The 22,147-nt window shown below is 72.2% G+C and carries 15 protein-coding genes; 7 read left to right on the top strand and 8 right to left on the bottom strand.

What is annotated here, in order from left to right; translation table 11 throughout:
* Positions 1-250 precede the first annotated feature (250 nt).
* From Scani_RS29840 to Scani_RS29850, 3 genes are all read left to right on the top strand, one after another.
* Entirely contained in the window at positions 251-1,663 is a 1,413-nt protein-coding gene (locus Scani_RS29840) for an amino acid permease (RefSeq protein WP_159480881.1), read from the top strand.
* A gap of 295 nt (positions 1,664-1,958) precedes the next feature.
* On the top strand, positions 1,959-3,401 hold the full coding sequence (locus tag Scani_RS29845; protein WP_159480882.1) for an amino acid permease: 1,443 nt from the start codon (positions 1,959-1,961) through the stop codon (positions 3,399-3,401).
* Positions 3,402-3,571: 170 nt separating this feature from the next.
* Entirely contained in the window at positions 3,572-4,213 is a 642-nt protein-coding gene (locus Scani_RS29850; RefSeq protein ID WP_159480883.1) for a superoxide dismutase, read from the top strand.
* Positions 4,214-4,345: 132 nt separating this feature from the next.
* On the opposite strand, the gene Scani_RS29855 is transcribed toward Scani_RS29850, so the two are convergent.
* On the bottom strand, positions 4,346-5,041 hold the full coding sequence (locus Scani_RS29855) for a mycothiol-dependent nitroreductase Rv2466c family protein (RefSeq protein ID WP_159480884.1): 696 nt from the start codon (positions 5,039-5,041) through the stop codon (positions 4,346-4,348).
* A gap of 126 nt (positions 5,042-5,167) precedes the next feature.
* On the opposite strand from Scani_RS29855, the gene pepN (Scani_RS29860) reads away from it, so the two are divergent.
* Both pepN (Scani_RS29860) and Scani_RS29865 read left to right on the top strand, forming a co-directional pair.
* On the top strand, positions 5,168-7,771 hold the full coding sequence (pepN, locus tag Scani_RS29860) for an aminopeptidase N (protein WP_159480885.1): 2,604 nt from the start codon (positions 5,168-5,170) through the stop codon (positions 7,769-7,771).
* A 124-nt stretch (positions 7,772-7,895) separates the two neighbouring features.
* On the top strand, positions 7,896-8,918 hold the full coding sequence (locus Scani_RS29865) for a hypothetical protein (RefSeq protein WP_159480886.1): 1,023 nt from the start codon (positions 7,896-7,898) through the stop codon (positions 8,916-8,918).
* Positions 8,919-8,940: 22 nt separating this feature from the next.
* On the opposite strand, the gene Scani_RS29870 is transcribed toward Scani_RS29865, so the two are convergent.
* Positions 8,941-10,686 carry a TIGR03767 family metallophosphoesterase gene (locus Scani_RS29870; RefSeq protein ID WP_159480887.1) on the bottom strand — a complete coding sequence of 582 codons (1,746 nt, stop codon included), beginning with the start codon at positions 10,684-10,686 and terminating at the stop codon, positions 8,941-8,943.
* Positions 10,687-11,110: 424 nt separating this feature from the next.
* On the opposite strand from Scani_RS29870, the gene Scani_RS29875 reads away from it, so the two are divergent.
* A complete protein-coding gene (locus Scani_RS29875) occupies positions 11,111-12,142 on the top strand; it encodes an aspartate-semialdehyde dehydrogenase (RefSeq protein ID WP_159480888.1) in 1,032 nt (343 codons plus the stop codon).
* Between the two features lie 82 nt (positions 12,143-12,224).
* Here the strand turns inward: Scani_RS29875 and Scani_RS29880 are convergent, their stop codons facing one another.
* Positions 12,225-12,785: a DUF1203 domain-containing protein gene (locus Scani_RS29880; protein ID WP_159480889.1), complete on the bottom strand. Its 561-nt coding sequence runs from the start codon at positions 12,783-12,785 to the stop codon at positions 12,225-12,227.
* A 184-nt stretch (positions 12,786-12,969) separates the two neighbouring features.
* On the opposite strand from Scani_RS29880, the gene pepN (Scani_RS29885) reads away from it, so the two are divergent.
* Entirely contained in the window at positions 12,970-15,564 is a 2,595-nt protein-coding gene (gene pepN, locus Scani_RS29885) for an aminopeptidase N (RefSeq protein ID WP_159480890.1), read from the top strand.
* 211 nt (positions 15,565-15,775) lie between these two features.
* Here pepN (Scani_RS29885) and alc read toward each other — a convergent pair whose 3' ends face one another.
* The 5 genes from alc to malQ all read right to left on the bottom strand — a co-directional run bounded on the left by alc (position 15,776) and on the right by malQ (position 22,144).
* The gene (gene alc / locus Scani_RS29890) at positions 15,776-16,921 is read right to left on the bottom strand and encodes an allantoicase (protein ID WP_159480891.1); all 1,146 of its coding nucleotides are present in this window, start codon (positions 16,919-16,921) and stop codon (positions 15,776-15,778) included.
* A gap of 91 nt (positions 16,922-17,012) precedes the next feature.
* Complete coding sequence (locus Scani_RS29895; RefSeq protein WP_159480892.1) at positions 17,013-17,999, bottom strand: LysR family transcriptional regulator; 987 nt, start codon at positions 17,997-17,999, stop codon at positions 17,013-17,015.
* 75 nt (positions 18,000-18,074) lie between these two features.
* Positions 18,075-19,055, bottom strand: a complete 981-nt coding sequence (locus Scani_RS29900; protein WP_159480893.1) for an acyl-ACP desaturase — start codon at positions 19,053-19,055, stop codon at positions 18,075-18,077.
* Between the two features lie 288 nt (positions 19,056-19,343).
* The gene (locus Scani_RS29905; protein ID WP_159480894.1) at positions 19,344-19,592 is read right to left on the bottom strand and encodes a hypothetical protein; all 249 of its coding nucleotides are present in this window, start codon (positions 19,590-19,592) and stop codon (positions 19,344-19,346) included.
* A 344-nt stretch (positions 19,593-19,936) separates the two neighbouring features.
* Positions 19,937-22,144, bottom strand: coding sequence for a 4-alpha-glucanotransferase (gene malQ, locus Scani_RS29910; protein ID WP_159480895.1), 2,208 nt, complete (start codon positions 22,142-22,144; stop codon positions 19,937-19,939).
* Between the last annotated feature and the right edge of the window lie 3 nt (positions 22,145-22,147).

The following is a 22,147-nucleotide window of genomic DNA, read 5'->3' on the forward strand; positions in this document are numbered from 1 at the left end:
TGGCAGCGACAAAGCCGCAGCGGCCCGCTTGGAGACTTCCGAACAACCGCCAGAATGCCCGGCCCCGGCGGGACGCGGGACGTCATTGCAGGTCAAGTGATGCTCATCACGGCCGGGGCCGCTTCCGGACGCCGGTTTTGTGGTAGCGCGCGACGTGCGGCGACACTGGGCGCGCCCCGCGGTGACCTGTGGAGTTCCCCCAACCCGCCGGCGGCCCCCGCCGCCCCGGCCCTTGCGAGAGTACGAGCCCATGCACGACGCACCGACCCAAGCCGTCGAGCCCTCTTCGGGGACGGTCACCGAAGGGAAACAGCCGCTGTCCGGGGGGCTCAAGCAGCGCCATCTGACGATGCTGGGCCTGGGCGGAGTGATCGGCGCGGGCCTGTTCGTCGGCTCCGGCGCGGGCATAGCCGTGGCCGGCCCCGGGATCGTGCTGTCGTATCTGATCGCGGGCGCGCTGGCCACGCTGGTGATGCGGATGCTCGGCGAGATGTCGTCGGCGATCCCGGCCTCCGGCGCGTTCTCGGTGCACGCGGAGCGGGCGCTGGGGCGCTGGGCCGGTTTCAGCGTCGGCTGGCTCTACTGGTTCCTGCTGGTCGTGGTGCTCGCCGTGGAGGCCACCGGCGCGGCCCAGATAGCCAACGGCTGGGTGCCGGGGGTGCCGCAGTGGGGCTGGGTGCTGATCTTCATGGTCGTCTTCACCGCCGCCAACCTGGCCGCGGTGAAGAACTTCGGCGAGTTCGAGTTCTGGTTCGCGACGCTGAAGGTCACCGCGATCGTGCTCTTCCTCGCGCTGAGCCTGCTGGCCGTCTTCGGGGTGCTGCCGGACACCGAGCCCGTCGGGCTGGCGAACCTCACCGGGCACGGCGGTTTCCTGCCGCACGGCTGGTCCGGGGTGGTCTCCGGGGTCCTGGCGGTGGTGTTCGCCTTCGGCGGCCTGGAGGTCGTCACCATCGCCGCGGCCGAGTCGGACGATCCGGCGCGCGCGGTGGGCCGGGCGGTGCGCAGCGCGGTGTGGCGCATCCTGTTCTTCTACGTCGGCTCGATGCTGGTCATCGTGACCCTGCTGCCCTGGTTGTCGATGCAGCCGGGCAAGAGCCCGTACGTCGCGGTGCTGGACGGCATCGGGGTGCCGGGCGCCGGCCAGATCATGAACATCGTGGTGTTCGTGGCCCTGCTGTCCGCGCTGAACGCCAACCTCTACGGCTCGTCGCGGATGGTCTTCTCGCTGGCCGAGCGGGGCGAGGCGCCGCGGTCCCTGCTGAAGGTGTCGGGCGGCGGGGTGCCGCGCCGCGCCGTGCTCGCCTCGGTGGCCTTCGGCTTCGTCTCCGTGCTGCTGAATCTGAAATGGCCGGATTCGGTCTTCCTCTACATGCTCAACGCGGTCGGCGCGGTGCTGCTCTTCGTCTGGGGCCTGATCGCCGTCTCCCAGCTGCGGCTGCGGCCGCGGATCGCCCGCGAGGCGCCCGAGAAGCTGACCCTGCGGATGTGGGGGTTCCCCTACCTGACCTGGGCGGCGCTGGTGGCGATGGGCGGTGTGCTGGTGCTGATGCTGACCGATGACGCGGCCCGGCCGCAGCTTCTGTGGTCCGCCGGGGCGACCGGTGCGGTGCTGCTCGTCGCGGGCGTACGCGCGCTCCGGGAGCGCCGCGCGCGCCGTTGAGACCCCTGCCCCAGAGTTCACCCCACGTCACAATCGACGACGAAATGAACACATACAGTCGCGATCACGTCTGAATACCGAACATTCACTGCACGACTGTTGCCCTGAGCGGACACCGGCGCTCAAACTGAGCCCGCTTTGCCGAGGACCCCGGATTCAGCCGTCGGCAGGCCCTGCGCGACCTGCCCGCCCCGGTGGGGGTCCAGGGGGCTCGCCAGCACCGTCGCACCGGTCGCGGCCCGGGGAGAACGCAGTATCGCCTTGCTCCGCTCTCACCTACTGGGACAGGTACGACATGAATCGGACACCCTCGTCCGCCGCACCCGCGCGCGAGCACGGCGACGCGGTCCAGGGCGCCGGCCCCGGCAGCGATTCCACGCTGTCCAACGGCCTCAAGCAGCGCCACCTCTCGATGATCGCCCTGGGCGGGGTGATCGGCGCGGGACTGTTCGTCGGCTCCCGCGCCGGCATCGCGGCGGCCGGACCGTCGATCGTGCTCGCCTACGCCGTCTCCGGCGCGCTGGTCATGCTGATCATGCGGATGCTCGGCGAGATGGCCGCGGCGAACCCGGCCTCCGGCTCCTTCTCCGTGCACGCCGAGCGCTCCATAGGCTCCTGGGCCGGGTTCACGGCGGGCTGGATGTTCACCGCGCTGCTGTGTGTGGCGGTGGCCGCCGAGGCACTCGGCGCCGCGGACGTGATGGTGCAGTGGTTCCCGGACAGCCAGCCCTGGATGTGGGTCCTGCTGTTCATGGTGATCTTCACCGGCACGAACCTGACCGCGGTCTCCAACTTCGGTGAGTTCGAGTTCTGGTTCGCCGCCCTGAAGGTCGCGGCGATCGGCATCTTCCTGGTCCTGGGCGTGCTCGCCATCTTCGGCGTGCTCCCCGGCACCCACGCCCCGGGCACCTCGCACCTCACCGGTGACGGCGGCTTCCTCCCCAAGGGCGTCGACGGCCTGATGGTCGGCCTGCTGGCCTCGGTGTTCGCCTACGGCGGCCTGGAGACGGTGACCATCGCGGCCGCCGAGTCCAAGGACCCGGTGCGCGGTGTGGCCCGCGCGGTGCGCACCGCGATGTGGCGCATCGCCCTCTTCTACGTCGGCTCGATGGCGGTCATCGTCACCGTCATCCCCTGGAGCGCCCCCTCCATCGCCAAGAGCGGCCCGTACGTGGCGGTCCTGGACTACCTGAAGATCCCGGCGGCCGGCCAGATCATGAACGTGGTCATCCTCGTCGCGCTGCTCTCCGCGGTGAACGCCAACCTCTACGGCTCCTCGCGGATGGCGTACTCCCTCATCTCCCGCGGCCAGGGCCCGGCCTTCCTCGGCAAGGTCAGCAGCGGCGTCCCCCGCCGTGCCGTCCTGACGTGCTCCGCCTTCGGCTTCCTCGCGGTCCTCTTCAGCTTCTGGTGGCCCACCACGGTCTTCCAGTGGCTGCTGAACATGGTCGGCGCGGCCGTCCTGGTGGTGTGGGGCTTCATCGCCACCGCCCAGCTGCGGATGCGCCGGACGCTGGAGCGCGAGGCGCCCGAGAAGCTCGTGGTGAAGATGTGGGCCTTCCCGGTCCTGACCTGGGTGGCACTGGCGGGCATCATCGCCGTGCTGCTGCTGATGCTGCGCGATGAGAACCAGCGGATCCAGCTGCTGTTCACCGGCGGCTTCGGGTTGGTGCTGGCCGTCATCGGACTCGTCCGGCAGCGGTCGCTGGGCAGGGGCACGGGCCCGGCCGGGCAGTAGCCCTCCTCCACTCCCCCGAGGCGGGGCGGAACCTCCTACCGAGGTCCCGCCCCGCCTCCGTCTTTGGGACCAGGCCGGTGTCCGGAACCGGCCGATGATCACTCCTGCTGGTAGCGTGCTCTTGCACATCGATTGCAATAAGAAGTCGTAAGCAGTTGGAGAGGCTCGGCATGGCCACCTACACACTTCCTGAACTTCCGTACGACTACTCGGCGCTGGCCCCGGTCATCAGCCCCGAGATCATCGAGCTGCACCACGACAAGCACCACGCGGCATATGTGAAGGGTGCGAACGACACCCTGGAGCAGCTCGCCGAGGCCCGCGACAAGGAAGCGTGGGGCAACATCAACGGCCTGGAGAAGAACCTCGCGTTCCACCTCTCCGGCCACATCCTGCACAGCATCTACTGGCACAACATGACCGGTGACGGCGGCGGCGAGCCGCACGAGAAGGACGGCGTGGGCGAGCTGGCCGACGCCATCGCCGAGAGCTTCGGCTCGTACGCCGGCTTCAAGGCCCAGCTGACCAAGGCCGCGGCCACCACCCAGGGCTCCGGCTGGGGCGTCCTGGCCTACGAGCCGGTCAGCGGCCGCCTCATCGTCGAGCAGGTCTACGACCACCAGGGCAACGTCGGGCAGGGCTCGGTCCCGATCCTGGTCTTCGACGCCTGGGAGCACGCCTTCTACCTGCAGTACAAGAACCAGAAGGTGGACTTCATCGAGGCCATGTGGCAGGTCGTGAACTGGCAGGACGTCGCCAAGCGGTACGCGTCCGCCAAGGAGCGCGCGCACAGCCTGCTGCTGGCCCCGTAACGGCCCGGCCGCGGCCCAGTCGTCCTGCCTCGTGATCGTCTTCTCACCCTTCACCCGGCAGGCGGAATGACGGAGCGCCCCCGTACGTCCGATACGTACGGGGGCGCTCCCATGGGTGCCGCGGCGCGGGCGTCAGTCGAAGATCGGCCCCTGGGTCCGGGTCCGCTTGATCTCGTAGAAGCCGGGGATGGACGCGACCATCAGCGTGCCGTCCCACAGCCTGGCGGCCTCCTCGCCCTTGGGGGCCGGGGTGACGACCGGGCCGAAGAAGGCGATCTGCCCACCCGTCGCCCGGCCACCACCCCCGTTGGAGCTCGCTGCGCTCGCGCCCTGGGAATCCGGTCCGGGGACGGCGATCACGGGGGTGCCGACCTCCTGGCCGACCAGGTCGATGCCTTCCTTGTGGGAGGCGCGCAACTGGACGTCGTAGGTGTCCTTCTCGGCGTAGGCGATCAGGTCGGCGGGCAGGCCCGCGTCCTCCAGGGCGGCGGCGATGCTCTCCGGGGTCACCCCGAGGCCCTCGTTGTGGAAGCGGGTGCCCAGCGCCGTGTAGAGCCTGCCCACGGCCTCGTCGCCGTGCAGCTGCTGTGCGGCGATCACCACACGGACCGGACCCCACGCCTTGCCGCCGGGGCGCATGTTCTCGGCGTACTCCTCGGGCAGCTCGTCGAGCCTGTCCTCGTTCAGCACCGCCAGGCTCATCACGTGCCAGCGCACCTCGACCGGGCGGACCTTCTCCACCTCCAGCATCCAGCGCGAGGTCATCCACGCCCAGGGGCACAGCGGGTCGAACCAGAAGTCTGCCGGGGTCTTCGCGGTGTCGGACACGGGGTCTCCTTATGAGAGCTGTGCTGCGTCGGTCAACGGTGCTGTTCCGTGGAAGGTTCAACCGACGGGGGGCGTGCCATGATTCCCGTTGTTCGATATTCGATACGAGGACGAGGGAGTCACGTCGTGCCAGGTGAGAATCTGTCCCGGGACGAGGCACGTGAGCGGGGCCGGCTGCTGAGCGTCGACGCCTACGACGTGCAGCTGGACGTCCGCTCAGCGGTCGCGTCCGGCGCGGACGCGGAGACCTTCCGCTCCCGGACGACGCTGCGCTTCTCCTGTGCCGAGCCCGGCGCCTCGACCTTCGCCGACCTGCTGGCGCCGTCGGTCACCTCCGTCACCCTCAACGGCCACGAGCTGGACCCCGCGGCGGTCTTCGACGGCACCCGGATCACGCTGGACGGGCTGGCCGCCGAGAACACCCTCGTCGTCGACGCCCGGTGCGCCTACAGCCGGACCGGTGAGGGCCTGCACCGCTTCGTGGACCCCGAGGACGGCGAGGTCTACCTCTACACCCAGTACGAGCCGGCCGACTCCCGCCGGGTCTTCGCGAACTTCGAACAGCCCGACCTGAAGGCCCCGTTCACCTTCGAGGTCACCGCGCCCGAGGGCTGGCGGGTGCTCAGCAACGGCGCGCAGGAGGGCGAGGCCGAGGGCGGGCGGCACCGCTTCGCCACGACGCAGCCGATCTCGACGTACATCACGGCCGTGGTCGCCGGCCCGTACCACTACGTCTCCGACAGCTACCGGCGCACCTTCGAGGACGGCACCGAGCTGGAGATCCCGCTGGGCGCGCTCTGCCGCAAGGGCCTGGCCAGGCACTTCGACGCCGACGACATCTTCACCGTCACCAAGCAGGGCCTGGACTTCTTCCACGACCACTTCGACTTCCCCTACCCGTTCGGGAAGTACGACCAGGCCTTCGTCCCGGAGTACAACCTCGGGGCCATGGAGAACCCGGGCTGTGTCACCTTCCGCGAGGAGTTCATCTTCCGCGGCAAGGTGACCGAGGCGTCCTACGAGAACCGGGCCAACGTCATCCTGCACGAGATGGCGCACATGTGGTTCGGCGACCTGGTCACCATGCAGTGGTGGGACGACCTGTGGCTCAAGGAGTCCTACGCGGACTTCATGGGCGCCTTCGCGCTGGTGGGGGCGACGCGCTTCACCGACGGCTGGATCACCTTCGCCAACCGCCGCAAGTCGTGGGCCTACCGCGCCGACCAGCTGCCCTCCACCCACCCGGTCACCGCCGACATCCGGGACCTGGAGGACGCCAAGCTCAACTTCGACGGCATCACCTACGCCAAGGGCGCGGCCGTCCTCAAGCAACTGGTCGCGTATGTCGGGCAGGACGCCTTCCTGGAGGGCGCCCGGCGCTACTTCAAGCGGCACGCCTACGGCAACACCCGGCTGAAGGACCTGCTGGCGGTGCTGGAGGAGACCTCCGGCCGGGACCTGGCGGCCTGGTCGCGGGCCTGGCTGGAGACCGCGGGCGTCAACTCCCTGACCCCGCAGGTCACGTACGACGCCCAGGACCGGATCACCGAGCTGAGCATCCTCCAGGAGGCGGCCCCCTCGTATCCGCAGCTGCGGCCGCACCGGGTCGCGGTCGGCCTCTACCGGCGGCAGACCGTGTTCTCGGAGGGCGGGGACCCGGCGCTGGTGCGCTACGCCCGCGCCGAGGTGGACGTCTCCGGTCCGCGGACGGCCGTGCCCGAGCTGGCCGGCCTCGAACGGCCCGAGCTGGTGCTGGTCAACGACGAGGACCTGACGTACGCCAAGGTCCGTTTCGACGAGGGGTCGCTGGCCACCCTGCGGGCCCGGCTCGGCGAGCTGACCGACCCGATGGCACGGGCGGTGTGCTGGGCGGCACTGTGGGGCATGACCCGCGACGGGCTGATGCCGGCCCGCGACTACCTCGACCTGGTGCGGCGGTTCGCCGGCCGGGAGACCGACATCGGTGTGCTGCAGTCGCTGCACGCACAGGCGCAGACGGCGCTGGAGCAGTACTCCGCACCGGACCGCCGGGAGCAGGCCGCCCGGGAGCTGGCCGAGGGCGCGCTGCGCGAGCTGCGGCTGGCCGACCCCGGCAGCGGCCATCAGCTCGCCTGGGCGCGGCACTTCATCGCCCTCGCCGGCACCCCCGCCGATCTCCAGCTGCTGACGGGCCTGCTGGACGGTACGGCGAAGATCGACGGCCTGGACGTGGACCAGGAGCTGCGCTGGACGGTCCTGGAGCCGCTGGCCGCGCACGGCATCGCGGACGAGAGCGTGATCGCCGCCGAGCTGGCCCGCGACAACACCGCCTCCGGCAGGCGCCACCAGGTGCGCTGCCTGGCCGCCCGGCCCTCGGCCGAGGTCAAGGAGCAGGCGTGGGCCCGGGTCGTGGAGTCGGATGTGCTCTCCAACGCCCTGGTGGAGGCGACGATCGCCGGGTTCGCGCAGTTCGGGCAGCGGGAGCTGCTGGCCCCGTACCTGCCGCGCTACTTCGCGGCGATCGAGCGGGTGTGGCGGGAGCGCTCCATCGAGATCGGGATGGAGGTCGTGCGCGGGCTGTTCCCGGCCTGGCTGGTGGAGCAGGCCACGCTGGACGCCGCGGACGGCTGGCTGGACGGGCAGGCGCAGGCGGCGCCCGCACTGCGCCGGCTGGTCCTGGAGAAGCGGGACGATCTGGCGCGGGCACGGCGTGCACAGGCTTGTGACGAGGCGGCCGGGCCGAGGCCGTAACCCCCGGGACGACCAGCTCCTTTCGGCAGTCGAACGCCCGTACTTTAGTACAGGGTTGTCCGGTTTGTGGTACGGGCGTGTAACAGCGGTTAGGGGGTGGAGCGGGCGCGGGAATCGAGGTGTCATGAACCACGACACCCCGCTCTCCCCCCTCCCCCTCCGCCACCTCTCCGAGGCGCAGTGCCGGGTGATGACCACCCGGCAGCTGCGCGAGCACGGCATCCCGGCGGCCGAGACCACCGAACGCTGCCGCGCCGGCGGTCCCTGGCAACAACTGCTCCCCGGCATCTATCTGCTGCATGCGGGGCCTCCCACCAGTGAGGAACGGCTGCATGCGGCCCTGCTGTACGCCAGCCACCGGGGCCCCGCGGTGCCCCAGCAGGGCTCCGAGTCCGCGGACGCCCCCGAGGCGATGATCACGGGCCTGGCGGCGCTCGCCCTGCACGGCTTCACCGAGGCGCCCCCGCTGCTCGCCCTGGACCGCATCGAGGTGCTGGTGGCCCGTACCCGCCGGCTGCGCTCGACCGGTTTCGCGCGCATCGTGCGGACCGTGGAGCTGCCCGTGGCGCAGGAGATCACCGGGGTGCCGGCCGCGCCGGTGCCGCGCGCGGTGGCGGACGCGGTCGGCGCGCTCACCGACGCCGCGACGGTGCGCCGGCTGCTGACCGAGGCGGTGCGCGGCGGCCACTGCGAGGCGACCTCGGTGGTGCGGGAGCTGAGCCGGGCCCGGCTGCTGACCCGGCCGCACGTGGTCGACGCGGTGGACACCCTGCTGGCCGAGGGCCGGGCGCTGGCCGAGCAGCGGCTCTATGCGATGGTGCGCGCCCACGGGCTGCCCGACCCGCTGTGGAACGTCGAGCTGCGGCTGCCGGGCGGGCCGCACCTGGGCGGCGTGGACGCCTTCTGGCCGGAGCACGCGGTGGCCCTGGAGATCGACACCCGGGCACCGCGCCCCGAGGAGGACCCGCTGCAGTCGCCATTCTTCCACAAGCGCGAGCATCTGGAGCGGCTGGGCATCACCGTCGTCCGCTGCCTGCCGCGCACCCTGCGCACGGCCCCCGAACAGCAGGCCGCGGTGATCCGTACGGCCCTGATGGCGGCCGGGGACCGGGAGCCGAGCGCGTATGTGGTGGTGCTGCCGCGCTAGGGCGGGCGCCGCCCCGAGGCCGTCAGCGCCGCTTGAGCAGCAGCTCGACGTTGCGGTCCCGGGCCGTGCCCGCCAGGTCCGTACGGGCCTCGGGGGCGTTGAAGGACAGCTCGCGGTAGAGGGCCGCCAGACCGGTCTGCGAGAGGTCGGTGAAGTCCGTGCGGTGCGGAGCGGCCGACTCGACCAGGGTGGTGAACAGCGACAGCGTGCCGTCGTGGTTGTCCACCAGCTCGATGACCCGGGCCAGCTGCGGGAAGTCGATGTGCGAGGCGGTGGAGATCTCCCAGAAGCCGCCGTGCGCGAGGATCTCGTTCTTGTGGCTGTGGCCGTTGATCCAGCCGACGACACTGGGGTGGGCGGCCAGCACCTCCACCAGCTCGGCGCCGCTGTGCCGCCGCTCGTGCGGGCGGGCCGGGTCGGGCCGGGTGTTGTTCATCGACTTGCTGGTGTGGTGGCTGAAGACCAGCACATGCGCCTTCTCCCCCTTCTCGTTCTCCTTCAGCGTCCGCTCCAGCCAGCGCAGCTGGGCGTCGCCGACCGAGCCGGTGTAGTGGCCGCCGGGGTCGGTGGTGTCCAGGCTGATCCCCAGGACGTCGTCGGAGACCCGGAAGGTGTAGTAGAGGCGGTTCCCGTCGAGATGGGCGGAGGTGTAGCCGTGGCCGTGCGGACCGGGACCCGTGTGCGCCGGATCGAGGTGGGCGCGCAGATACTCGGCCCGGGTGAAGGGGGCGCGCCGCTCGTCCGGGGTGACCCTCCTGGCCTGCTTGGCGTGGGCCTTCAGCAGCCGCTTGAAGTCGGCTCCCTGGGGGTCGAGGCCGTCCTTGACCGCCTTCCAGACCTTTGCGGCCTCGGCGGCGGGCAGACTCTCCAGCTTGTGGCCGCCGGTGGCGGTCTCGGTCCAGAAGGGGTCGCCGGGGGCGTAGCACCCGCCGGGCAGCGAGTCGTGGTTGCCGACCGTGGAGTACCAGGGCAGCCGCAGACCCGGGCTGTGGACGGTGCGGATCGCGGCCTCCAGGAACCCGTCCAGGTGCGGGAAGCCCCGCTGCTTGTCGGCGTCGCGCAGCGCGCGCTCCGGCTGCCAGTACAGCTTCAGCCCGCTGTCCTGGACGCCTTCGTAGCGGCGCGGGTCGCCGGAATTCGGGGTGATCCGGCCGCCGCTCATCGCGGTCAGGAACCACTCCAGCTCCAGCTTGGAGTTGTTGTCGGTGTTGTCGCCGGTGGTCATCACGAAGGAGAGCGGGGCGCCGGTGGCGGGTCCGCCGGGCAGCGCGTTGACCCGCTCGATCAGCGAGACCACGCCGGCCACCGACAGCGCCTCCTGCGGCCGCCAGGCGCTGGCGGTCTCGGCGCGCAGGTACTCGTAGCGCAGCGGGCTCTGCACATCGACCAGGTGCAGGTCGGTGAACTGCACGAACGACGCCAGCGCGGTGCGCCGCCCCGCGCGCCCGCCGTGTGCCGCGGCGAGGTCGGCGCGGACGACCCGGTTCCAGGCGGGGCCGTCGGCGAGCCGGCGGTAGCCTCCGCTGCCGCGCGGGGCGGACACCCCGGCGAGGGTGGTGCCCCGGGTGTACGGGGTGCGCGGGACGGCCGGGGCGTCGACCGGGACGGGCGCGGCCGGGGCCGGGCCGGAGGTGACGGTGGCGGCCTGGGCCTGCCGGTCCGGGCCGACGCCGAAGGCGAGCCCGAGCCCCGTGGCGGCGCCCACCGCTCCGGTGGCGGTCAGGAACGTGCGGCGGTCGAAGGTGGCGGCGGACCGTATACGGGACATACGCGGGCTCCCCGGGTGCGAACGCGAAGGCGGCCGGGCAGCACAACTGCCCTGTCACCTGGGATGGTTGGCATCGGGGATGACCTGTGCGTGAACGCCACGGCAACGCGGAGAACCCATCACCGCACAGGGATCTGCCGGTCACCCGCCGGCCATGGAGCCCTGCCCGGAGGTGCGGCCGGCGGTCACCGGCTGTTCACTCCCCGGGGTACCCGGACGCTCCGTCCCGGGCCCGGACACTCCACCCCCAGGCCGGTAGCCACGCACCGCGAGGGCACCGGCACGCTCCGTCGCCGCACCTGTCCTGACCCGCCACGGAATGGAACGGATTGGACAAGGCGACGGGTATCACACACATGATGGAGGCACTACTGAGCAGGTGTTCCGAGCAGACACCCATGTCAGGCCAGAAAGAAGGAGTCCCATGAGGATCGGAATCGTCGGAGCCACCGGACAGGTCGGCGGCGTGGTGCGGGGCATCCTCGCCGAGCGGAACTTCCCGGTCGAGCAGCTGCGGCTGTTCGCTTCGGCCCGGTCCGCCGGACGCACGCTGCCCTGGCAGGACACCGAGATCACGGTCGAGGACGCGGCCACCGCCGACTACTCGGCGCTGGACATCGTGATCTTCTCGGCGGGCGGCGCCACGTCCAAGGCGCTGGCGGAGAAGGTCGCCGCCGCCGGCCCGGTCGTGATCGACAACTCCTCGGCCTGGCGCCGTGACCCCCAGGTCCCGCTGGTCGTCTCCGAGGTCAACCCGTCGGCGATCACCGACCGGCCCAAGGGCATCATCGCCAACCCGAACTGCACGACCATGGCCGCGATGCCCGTGCTGCGCCCGCTGCACGAGGAGGCCGGTCTGGTCTCGGTGGTCGTCGCCACCTACCAGGCGGTGTCCGGCAGCGGTCTGGCCGGTGTGGCGGAGCTGGACGGCCAGGTCCGCAAGGCCGTCGAGCAGGACGCCACCAAGCTCACGCACGACGGTGCGGCCGTGGAGTTCCCCGAGCCGGACAACTACGTCCGCCCGATCGCCTTCAATGTGCTGCCGATGGCCGGCTCGATCGTCGACGACGGTCTGAACGAGACCGACGAGGAGCAGAAGCTCCGCCACGAGAGCCGCAAGATCCTGGAGATCCCGGACCTGAAGGTGTCCGGCACCTGCGTCCGCGTCCCGGTCTTCACCGGCCACTCGCTGCAGGTCAACGCCCGCTTCGCGCGTCCGATCAGCCCGGCCCGCGCCCAGGAGCTGCTGGCCGGCGCCCCCGGCGTCACCCTCTCGGACGTCCCCACCCCGCTCCAGGCCGCCGGCCAGGACGCGTCCTTCGTGGGCCGCATCCGCGAGGACGAGACCGCCGAGAACGGCCTGGCGCTGTTCGTCTCCAACGACAACCTCCGCAAGGGCGCGGCGCTGAACGCCGTCCAGATCGCGGAGCTGGTCGCGGCGGAGCTGCGCGGCTGACCGCACCGCGCGCACGCAACAGCGGCGGGTGCCCGTACGGAGTCTCCGTACGGGCACCCGCCGTTTCCTTTGCCGCTTCGGGCTAGCGTTCCGGCCGGACCTCGAACTGGAAGCATCCGTACTCCACGGCCCGTACGTGCACCAGCGCGGTCCGCGGATCCGCGAACGCCTCCCCGAGGGCGGCGTCGAACGCGGCCTCGACGTCCTCGGGAACCTCCAGGTACCGGCCGCCGATGATCTGCCCCTGGGCGTTGTAGCGGCGCAGTACGCGCAGCGCACCGGCCCGCAGGTCCGGATACCGGCCGGCCGCGCCGTCCGGCCCGCCGCACGCCCCGGCGTGGACGAACACCGGCCCCTGCTCGTCGTAGGCGCCCGGCTCCGCCCCGGTCCCGGCCGCCCAGCGGCGCAGCGGCGCGTACGAGACCAGCGCCACCCGCTCGCCGGCCCGGGCGTCGCGCAGGCAGCAGCGCAGCAGCGCCCCGACGCAGTCCTGCGGCACCCCGTCCGCACGGGCGGTGAACGGCTCGGTGGGCCGTCCGGCGTCGTCGGTGACCCGCAGCTCCTCGAGGGCGGTCTCCGGGATGGCGCGAGCGGTGTGGCCGGTCGTGGGCGGGCGGGTCCGGTCTGCGGTGTGGGTGGTCATGACTCCAGCGTCGGCGCCGCGGCCGCGCCGCGCTGGCGGGAACCGGACGCCGCGTTCCCGGTCGCGGTCCGGCGGGCGCGGGCCGGACGCCGCCCGATCCCCGGCTGCCCACGATCAAGGGGCCCGTGCCGTGGAAGGATGACGGAAACGCCGCATACGAGGCCGCTTACGAGGAGATGACCTGGTGCCTGGCACGAATCTGACCCGCGACGAGGCGCAGCAGCGGGCGCGCCTGCTGACCGTGGATGCGTATGAGATCGAGCTCGACCTCTCCGGCGCGCAGGAAGGGGGAACCCCGGGCGACGGCGAGAACGGGGGCGGCACGTACCGGTCGGTGACGACGGTGCGGTTCGACGTCGCCGAGGCGGGCGCGGACTCCTTCATCGACCTGGTCGCGCCGGCCGTGCACGAGGTGCGGCTCAACGGCGAGGCGCTGGATCCGGGCGAGGTGTTCAAGGACTCGCGGATCGCGCTGCCGGGGCTGCGGGCCGGCCGCAACGAGCTGACGGTGGTGGCGGACTGCGCCTACACCAACACCGGTGAGGGACTGCACCGTTTTGTCGACCCGGTGGACCAACAGGCCTACCTTTACACGCAGTTCGAGGTGCCGGATGCGCGGCGGGTGTACGCCTCCTTCGAGCAGCCGGACCTGAAGGCGACGTTCCAGTTCACCGTGAAGGCCCCGGAGGGCTGGACCGTGATCTCCAATTCGCCGACGCCCGAGCCGAGCGACAACGTCTGGCGTTTCGCGCCGACGCCGCGCATCTCGACCTACATCACGGCGCTGATCGCCGGTCCTTACCACAGCGTGCACAGCTCGTACGAGAAGGACGGGCGGACGGTGCCGCTGGGCATCTACTGCCGGCCGTCGCTGGCCGAGCACCTCGACGCCGAGGAGATCTTCGCGGTCACCCGGCAGGGCTTCGAGTGGTTCCAGGAGAAGTTCGACTACGCCTACCCGTTCGAGAAGTACGACCAGCTCTTCGTGCCGGAGTTCAACGCCGGCGCGATGGAGAACGCGGGCGCGGTGACCATCCGCGACCAGTACGTCTTCCGGTCGAAGGTGACGGACGCGGCGTACGAGGTGCGTGCGGAGACCATCCTGCACGAGCTGGCGCACATGTGGTTCGGCGACCTGGTCACCATGGAGTGGTGGAACGACCTGTGGCTGAACGAGTCGTTCGCCACCTACACCTCGATCGCCTGCCAGGCGTACGCCCCGGGCTCGAAGTGGCCGCACTCCTGGACGACGTTCGCCAACTCCATGAAGACCTGGGCCTACCGGCAGGACCAGCTGCCGTCCACCCACCCGATCATGGCCGAGATCAACGACCTCGACGACGTCCTGGTCAACTTCGACGGCATCACCTACGCCAAGGGCGCCAGCGTCCTCAAGCAGCTGGTCGCCTACGTCGGCATGGACGAGTTCTTCCAGGGCGTCCAGGCCTACTTCAAGGCGCACGCGTACGGGAACACCCGGCTGTCGGACCTGCTCGGCGCGCTGGAGGAGACCAGCGGGCGGGACCTGAAGACCTGGTCGAAGAAGTGGCTGGAGACGGCGGGGATCAACATCCTGCGGCCGGAGATCGAGGTGGACGCCGACGGTGTCATCACCTCCTTCGCGGTCCGGCAGGAGGCCCCGGCGCTGCCGGCCGGCGCCAAGGGCGAGCCCGTGCTGCGGCCGCACCGGATCGCGATCGGCGCCTATGACCTCCAGGGCGGCAAGCTGGTCCGCACCGAGCGGATCGAGCTGGACGTGGACGGCGAACTGACCGCCGTGCCGCAGCTGGTGGGCACGGCGCGGCCGGCCGTCATCCTCCTCAACGAGGACGATCTGTCGTACGCCAAGGTCCGGCTGGACGAGGAGTCGCTGAAGACGGTCACCGAGCACCTCGGCGACTTCACCGAGTCGCTGCCGCGCGCCCTGTCGTGGGCGTCGGCCTGGGACATGACCCGGGACGGCGAACTGGCCACCCGCGACTACCTGGCGCTGGTGCTGTCCGGCATCGGCAAGGAGTCGGACATCGGTGTCGTCCAGTCGCTGCACCGCCAGGTGAAGCTGGCGCTGGACCTGTACGCGGCGCCGGACTGGCGCGAGACGGGGCTCGCGACCTGGACGGCGGCGGCCCTGGAGCAGCTGCGCGCTGCCGAGCCGGGCAGCGACCACCAGCTGGCGTGGGCGCGCGCGTTCGCCGCCTCGGCCCGTACGGACGACCAGCTGAAGCTGCTGCAGGGTCTGCTGGACGGTACGGAGGAGATCTCCGGGCTCGCCGTGGACACCGAGCTGCGCTGGTCGCTGCTGCACCGGCTGGCCGCCACCGGCCGGGCGGACGAGAAGGCCATCGCGGCGGAGCTGGACCGGGACAAGACCTCGGCGGGCGAGCGGTACGCCGCGACCTGCCGCGCCGCGCGTCCGGCGGCCGAGGCGAAGGCCGAGGCCTGGGCCTCGGTGGTGGAGTCGGACCGGCTCCCCAACTCCCTGCAGGAGTCCGTCATCGGCGGCTTCGTGCAGACCGACCAGCGCGAGCTGCTGGCGTCGTACACCGCGAAGTACTTCGACGCGGTGAAGGACATCTGGAACTCCCGCAGCCATGAGATGGCGCAGCAGATCGCGGTGGGCCTCTACCCGGCGCTGCAGGTATCGCAGGAGACGCTGGACGCCACGGACGCCTGGCTGGCGTCGGCCGAGCCGAGCGCGGCGCTGCGCCGGCTGATGACCGAGTCGCGCGCGGGTATCGAGCGGGCGCTGAAGGCGCAGGCGGCGGACGCGGCGGCCTGACGGCCCCCTGGGGCCGGGTCCGCTCTCGCGGATCCCGCCGGTCCCCCGGCACCTCCGGGGGTTGCGGCCGGCCGTGGCGGCAAGATCCCCTTCGGCCGCCGCGGCCGGTGCATGCGCCCGGCGGACGGGGTCCGAGGCGTCCGTCCGCCGGGCGCGCCCGTCCGCCGGGCCCCGCCCCCTCCCGCGGGGCCCGGTGGAAGAGGGGTTCGGCTCAGCCGCTCAGTGCGTCGAAACGGCCGCCGAGGGCGGCGCGGCCCGCCGCGGTGAGGCCGCCGTGGAGGCGCAGCCGTGCGAGGCCGCCGTCGGGGAAGACGTCCAGCCGTACGTGCGTGGCCGTCACGGCCTTCGGCAGCCGGAAGCGGTGCGGGGTGTCGGGCTGGAGCTTCGTCTTCGGCAGGATCTCGAACCAGGAGGCCTCGTCGGACGGGTCGCCGTCGCAGCCGGACAGGGCGGCCCAGCCCGCGGAGTTGCCCTTGAGGTACGCCGTGTCGATCTCCACGGCGCGGATCTCGCCCTGCGCGGCGAGACGGAAGCGCACCCAGTCGTTCGTGCCCTTGACCCGGCGGCGGCGGTTCTCCCAGCCGTCGTCCATCTTGCGGGACAGGTCGGGCCGGATGATCTGGGTGGGCGAGGAGTAGAAGCGGTCGGAGGCGTCCTCGACGGTGCCGCCGTGCAGCACGGACGCCAGGTCGAGGGTGCCGAGCACATCGAGCCACTCCGGGTCCGGCACGACCTCGCCGTGGACCCGGAGGCGGGCTATGCCGCCGTCGGGGTGCTGCTTGAGCCGCAGGTGGGTGAAGCGGCGCTCCACGGTGACCTCGAAGCCGTTGGCGGCGTGGCCGCGGACGGGGGTGCGCCCGACCAGCTCCTCCCACTTCACCTCGTCGGCGAGCAGGTCCTCGGGGCCGGGGTTGCCGGGGAGCGCGGTGGCCTCGACGGTGACCTGCTGGGGGTAGTTGCCGCGGAAGTGGGCGGTGTCGACGATGACGCCGCGGATCACGCCGGGGGCGGCGAGCCGGATCAGCGCCCAGTCGTGGTCGTCGTCGGTGGGGAAGGGGTGGTCGCCGTCGGTGCCGCGGCGGCGGCGGGTCTCCCAGCCGTCCATGATCTTGCCCTTGTGGCCGAAGTGCTCGGGGTCGAAGACCGCCGGAGCCGGCTTCAGCAGGTTCTCGCGCTCGGCGAAGAACTCGTCGTTCGCGGCGATCACGCCGGCGCCGAGGCGGCGGTCGGCGAGGTCGACGAGCGAGGTGAAGGCGAACTCCCCGCCGCGGTAGTCGGCGTAGGGGTCGCCGCCGCCGTACGGGTTCGCGTCGTTGGCGTGCGGATCAGTGGTGTGGGCGGCCGGGTCGGCGGTCATCGTGGCCTTTCGACGAGGTGAGAGGTGCGGACCGCTCCACGGTCGCAGCGGGCCACCCCTCAGGTCCATCGAAAGTTTTTGAGGAATACGTTCAGCTGGACTGAACGGTTGGCTCTCCCGGCGTCTGCTCGGCGGCCGCCTGCCGCAGCGCGGCCAGTACCCGGGCGAGCCCCGGCGCCCCCTCGGAGCCGCGCCGGGCGGCGGCGACCACATGGCGGCGCGGCTGGTCGGCGTGCAGGACCCGCACCGCCACTCCCCCGCCGCCGCGCGGACCCTGCGCGCCGTGTTCCTCCGCACCGCGCCCGGCGGCGCCGAGACCGCCCGCCATCGCCATCCGGGGCACCAGCGCCACGCCCATCCCCGCCGCGACCATCGCCCAGATCGCGCTCCAGTCGGCGGCGGCGTGGGCCTGCTCGGGCACGAAGCCGGCGCTCTCGCAGGCGGTGGTGGTGATCTGCGACCAGGGTCCGCTGCTGCCGAAGATCCAGGGCTCGCCCGCCAGGTCGGCCAGCCGCAGCCCCGGCTCGCCGGCCAGCGGATGACCGGCCGGCAGCGCCACGTCCAGCGGGTCGGCGAGCAGCGAGACCCGGCTGAACTTGGGGTCGCGCGGGGTGGGCGCGTGCGCGGCCAGCGACAGCGCCAGATCGACGCTGCCCTCGGCCAGCAGCTCGTAGGCGGCCTCCGCCTCCGCCTCCCGTACGACGACCGACAGGCCCGGGTGGCTGCGGCGCAGCTCCAAGGCGGCCGGGACCACCAGGGCGGGGATGGCCGTGGAGAAGGCGCCGACCCGTACCCGGCCGGCCTCGCCCTGGAGGTAGCCGAGCAGGTCCGCGTCCGCGCGCTCCAGCTGGGCGAAGACCGCCTCGGCGTGCCGCAGCACCAGCTGTGCGGCGTCGGTCAGCCGTACCCGCCGGCCGTGCGCCTCCAGCAGCGTGACGCCGAGCGACCTGGCCAGCCCGGTCAGCTGCTGGGAGACCGCCGAGGGCGTCATGTGCAGCGCCTCGGCGGTCGCGGTGACCGTGCCCAGCTCGTGGAGGGTGCGCAGGATACGCAGCTTCTTGAGATCCCAGTCGGCCATGCGGGCAGCGTACGCACCCGCCGGCACGGCCACCGTGAGCGGACGGTGGCCGCGGGGCGGGCCGGATCGACCGGGTCAGGCGCGGCGGTTGGCCTCGCGCCGGGCGAGGATGGCGGCCTGGCGCTCGTCGAACTTCCGCGCCTGGCCGTCCAGGCCGTCCATGAACAGCCCCAGCTCCTCCTGCGCGGCGAGCCCGGCCGGGCCCAGCCCGCCGATCTCCAGCACCTTCAGGTAGCGCAGCACCGGCTGCAGCACATCGTCGTGGTGGATCCGCATGTTGTAGATCCCGCCTATGGCCATCCGGGCGGCGGACCGCTCGAAGCCGGGCATGCCGTGGCCGGGCATCCGGAAGCCGGTGACGACATCGCGCACCGCGCACATGGTCTGGTCGGGGGCCATCTCGAAGGCCGCACCGAGGAGGTTGCGGTAGAAGACCATGTGGAGGTTCTCGTCGGTGGCGATCCGGGCCAGCATCCGGTCGCAGACCGGGTCACCGGAGTGGTGGCCGGTGTTGCGGTGCGAGATGCGGGTGGCCAGCTCCTGGAAGGCGACGTACGCCACCGAGTGCAGCATGCTGTGCGAGTTGTCGGACTCGAAGCCCTCCGACATGTGGGCCATGCGGAACCGCTCCAGCTCGTCCGGGTCGACGGCCCGGCTGGTGAGCAGGTAGTCGCGCATCACGATGCCGTGGCGGCCCTCCTCGGCGGTCCAGCGGTGCACCCAGGTGCCCCAGGCGCCGTCGCGCCCGAAGAGGGTGGCGATCTCGTGGTGGTAGCTGGGGAGGTTGTCCTCGGTGAGGAGGTTGACCACGAGGGCGATCCGGCCGATGTCGCTGACCTTGGACTGCTCGGGGTCCCAGGCCTCGCCGTCCAGCGGCCCGGGGAAGTTGCGCCCGTCGCTCCACGGCACGTACTCGTGGGGCATCCAGTCCTTGGCGATCTTCAGATGGCGGTTGAGTTCCTTCTCGACGACCTCTTCGAGCGCGTAGAGCAGCTGGGCGTCGCTCCAGGCGGCCTGGCCGAGCTCTCCGTTATGGCGGGCGGGGGCGATGGTCACGGGGGAACTCCTGGGGACGATGACCTACGGGTCCGTAGGTATGACCTACGGACCCGTAGGTTACGTCATCGTAGGTTAGGACCGGTTAAACACCGGCCCCCGTTCAAACCAGCCGAAAAGCGCTCGATAGCCGCCTCGCAACGCCTTTTTCACCTGCGGAAATATCCGGGTACGACAAAGGGCGCCGCACGGTTCTTGTCACCGTCCGGCGCCCGGTCCGGGCATGACGAAGGGCGCCCCACGGTCGTGTGACCGTGGGGCGCCCTCGAGCGTCACTGGTGCCCGGCGTCAGCCCTCGGACTTGGCCTGCTTGCGGGTCTTGTCGCCCGCGACGACCAGCCCGGCGATGATCAGGAAGAGCACGATGGGTGCAGCGACATAGAGGCCGAGCGTCTCGATCACGCTCAGACCCGGACCCGGGTCGTCACCATCGTCGCGGGTGAGCGCAAACGCGGGGGACGACATCAGCAGCATCAGCGCGGTGCCGGCGGTGATGGTTCCGGCGCGCAGGACATTCTTATTGACCTTGTTGCTCACGAAGTCAACGTATCGGACGCCCCGGCGCCCCGCGCGCCCGGGGTGCCACAACCGGCGGCCCCGGCCGGGCCGGCACCGTCCAGCCGCCCACCGCCCGGCTGCGGTGCAGCGTCACCGGCGCGAGACGGCTCGGCCCGCGGGACTGCTCCACGCTGACGCGCACGGCGTCCGCGGTCACCGGTGCCGGGAGCGCCAGGATCCGGTGGGGGAGTCCGCCGGCCGGCACGGTCCAGGGGGCCTCGGCGCACAACGTCCGACGGGTGTCGTGCCGGACGGCAGGGCGTACCGGAAGGGCGCCTGCAGGAACCGGATTCCGGGCGGACGGCCGGAGCGGTGGGGCCCGACTACCGCGTGCCGTCGGACAATTCGCGCATCAGCGCATGCAGGCGGGGGGAGGCGGCCAGCTCTTCCAGGGTGCACGGACGGCCGTCGGGGCCGGCGATCGGCAGGCGCCAGTTCGGGTATTCATCCCATGTCCCCGGGAGATTCTGCGGGCGCCGGTCGCCCACCGCGTCGGGCAGCCAGACGCCCACCATCCGCGCCGGGGTCCGCAGCAGAAAGCGGTGCACGGCCCTGACGGCCGCTTCCTCGTCGCCCGCCCCTTCGGGCAGCAGACCGCGCCGCACCAGCTCCCGCAGCCACTCGGTGCGTTCGTACCGGGCGCGGGACCGCTCCCGCTCCGGCGGCCCGGCCAGCAGCCCGAGCCGTTCGCGCAGCGCCACGTCCTCGCCGGTCAAACGGGCCGCGGTGGGCGGCAGATCGTGGGTGGTGACCGTGGCCAGACACGCGCTGCGCCACTCCTCGGGCGCCAGGATGCGGGCCACGGGGACGGGGTCCGGGGCGGGCTTGAGGGCGGGTTCCGAGACGGACTTCCGGCCGGGCCCGGGCGCGCCCTCCCCTGCCTCGTCCGCGCCCTCCCGCGCTTCGTCCGCCTGCTCCCGCTCCCCGGCCGCGTCCTTCCGCCCGCCCCCCTGGTAATCCCGCTCGAACCACAGCACCGACGTCCCCAGGACGCCCCGTTCGGCGAGCGCGCCGCGGACGCCCGGCTCGACGGTGCCCAGATCCTCGCCGATCACCGCGGCGCCGGCCCGGTGCGCCTCCAGCGCGAGCACCGAGAGCATCGCCTCACCGTCGTAGCGGACATAGGCGCCCTCCGTCGGCGGCCGTCCCTCCGGGACCCACCACAGCCGGAACAGCCCCATCACATGGTCGATGCGCAACGCCCCGGCGTGCCGCAGCAGTCCGCGCAGGAGTTCCCGGTAGGGGGCGTACCCCGCGGCGGCCAGCGCGTCCGGACGCCAGGGCGGCAGCCCCCAGTCCTGGCCGCGGGCGTTGAAGGCGTCCGGCGGCGCCCCGATGGACATCCCGGCGGCGAAGGCGTCCTGCTGGGCCCAGGTGTCGGCGCCGGAGGGGTGGACGCCGACGGCGAGGTCGTGCACCAGCCCGACGCCCATCCCGGCCTCCCGCGCGCTCCGTTGCGCGGCGGCCAGCTGCTGGTCGGTGAGCCAGACCAGCCGGCAGTGGAAGTCGATCCGGTCCAGCAGCTGCGGCCGCAGCCGGGCCGTGTCCGGGGAGCGCGGATCGCGCAGCCCGGCGGGCCAGGCGCGCCAGTCCGGGCCGTGCCGTTCGGCGATCGCGCACCAGGTGGCGTGGTCCTCCAGGGCCTCACCCTGCTCGGCGAGGAAGTCGCAGTACGCGGCCCGCCGTCCCGGGGTGAGCGGGACCGTCCGCACCAGCTCCAGGGCCTCGCGTTTGAGCGCCCAGACCGCGTCCCGGTCGATCAGCGCGCCCCCGTCGAGCACCCCCGCGCGCAGCGCATGGGCCCGCGCGGCCAGCTCGTCGGCCCGTGCGCGCGCGGCGCCGGTGAGCCGGGCGTATTCCGGGATGTGCTCGATGCGCAGATGGACCGGGTCGGGGAAGCGGCGCGAGGAGGGCCGGTAGGGCGAGGGGTCGGTGGGCGGGCCGGGGACGGCCGCATGCAGCGGGTTGAGCTGGAGAAAGCCGGTGCCCAGGGCGCGCCCGGACCAGGCGGCGAGGTCGGCGAGATCCCCCAGGTCACCCATGCCCCAGGACTGCCGGGACAGGAGCGAGTAGAGCTGCACGAGGAAGCCGTGGCTGCGGCCGGGCGGTGCGGGCACCCGGTCGGGCGCCACGATCAGCCGGGCGCGGGCGCCGCGGCCGTCGGGGGTCCGGGCGTGCAGCACATGGACGCCGAGGGGCAGCCCGGCCAGGGCACCCGGATCAAACGCCGCTAAGTCCTGTGCCGCCGCCCCGCTCTCGGTCTCGACCCGCAGGGCGGTGCCTTCGGGGAGACCGGCGAGGTCGGGCGGGCGGCCCGGGCGGGCGACGACGGTACGGGGGAGCAGTGCACGGCCCGCGCCGTCCTCGTACGCGGCCAGGGCGCTGCGTACGGAGTGCGGGGTGGAGGCATCGACCCCGAGTGCGGCGAGCACGGCGACGACGGTGTCGTCGGTGATCTGGACGCTCCTGCCCGGCGAGGCTTCGTAGGACGTGGCGATGCCGTGCAGCCGGGCGAGCCGCGCGCGGCCCATGGG

Origin of the sequence: Streptomyces caniferus (assembly GCF_009811555.1) — a bacterium.
Taxonomy (GTDB): domain Bacteria; phylum Actinomycetota; class Actinomycetes; order Streptomycetales; family Streptomycetaceae; genus Streptomyces; species Streptomyces caniferus.

Coding starts and splice junctions, on each gene's coding strand:
- Scani_RS29840 (WP_159480881.1), top strand. CDS start 251: ATGCACGACGCACCGACCCAAGCCGTCGAGCCCTCTTCGGGGACGGTC.
- Scani_RS29845 (WP_159480882.1), top strand. CDS start 1,959: ATGAATCGGACACCCTCGTCCGCCGCACCCGCGCGCGAGCACGGCGAC.
- Scani_RS29850 (WP_159480883.1), top strand. CDS start 3,572: ATGGCCACCTACACACTTCCTGAACTTCCGTACGACTACTCGGCGCTG.
- Scani_RS29865 (WP_159480886.1), top strand. CDS start 7,896: ATGAACCACGACACCCCGCTCTCCCCCCTCCCCCTCCGCCACCTCTCC.
- Scani_RS29870 (WP_159480887.1), bottom strand. CDS start 10,686: ATGTCCCGTATACGGTCCGCCGCCACCTTCGACCGCCGCACGTTCCTG.
- Scani_RS29875 (WP_159480888.1), top strand. CDS start 11,111: ATGAGGATCGGAATCGTCGGAGCCACCGGACAGGTCGGCGGCGTGGTG.
- Scani_RS29880 (WP_159480889.1), bottom strand. CDS start 12,785: ATGACCACCCACACCGCAGACCGGACCCGCCCGCCCACGACCGGCCAC.
- alc (WP_159480891.1), bottom strand. CDS start 16,921: ATGACCGCCGACCCGGCCGCCCACACCACTGATCCGCACGCCAACGAC.
- Scani_RS29895 (WP_159480892.1), bottom strand. CDS start 17,999: ATGGCCGACTGGGATCTCAAGAAGCTGCGTATCCTGCGCACCCTCCAC.
- malQ (WP_159480895.1), bottom strand. CDS start 22,144: ATGGGCCGCGCGCGGCTCGCCCGGCTGCACGGCATCGCCACGTCCTAC.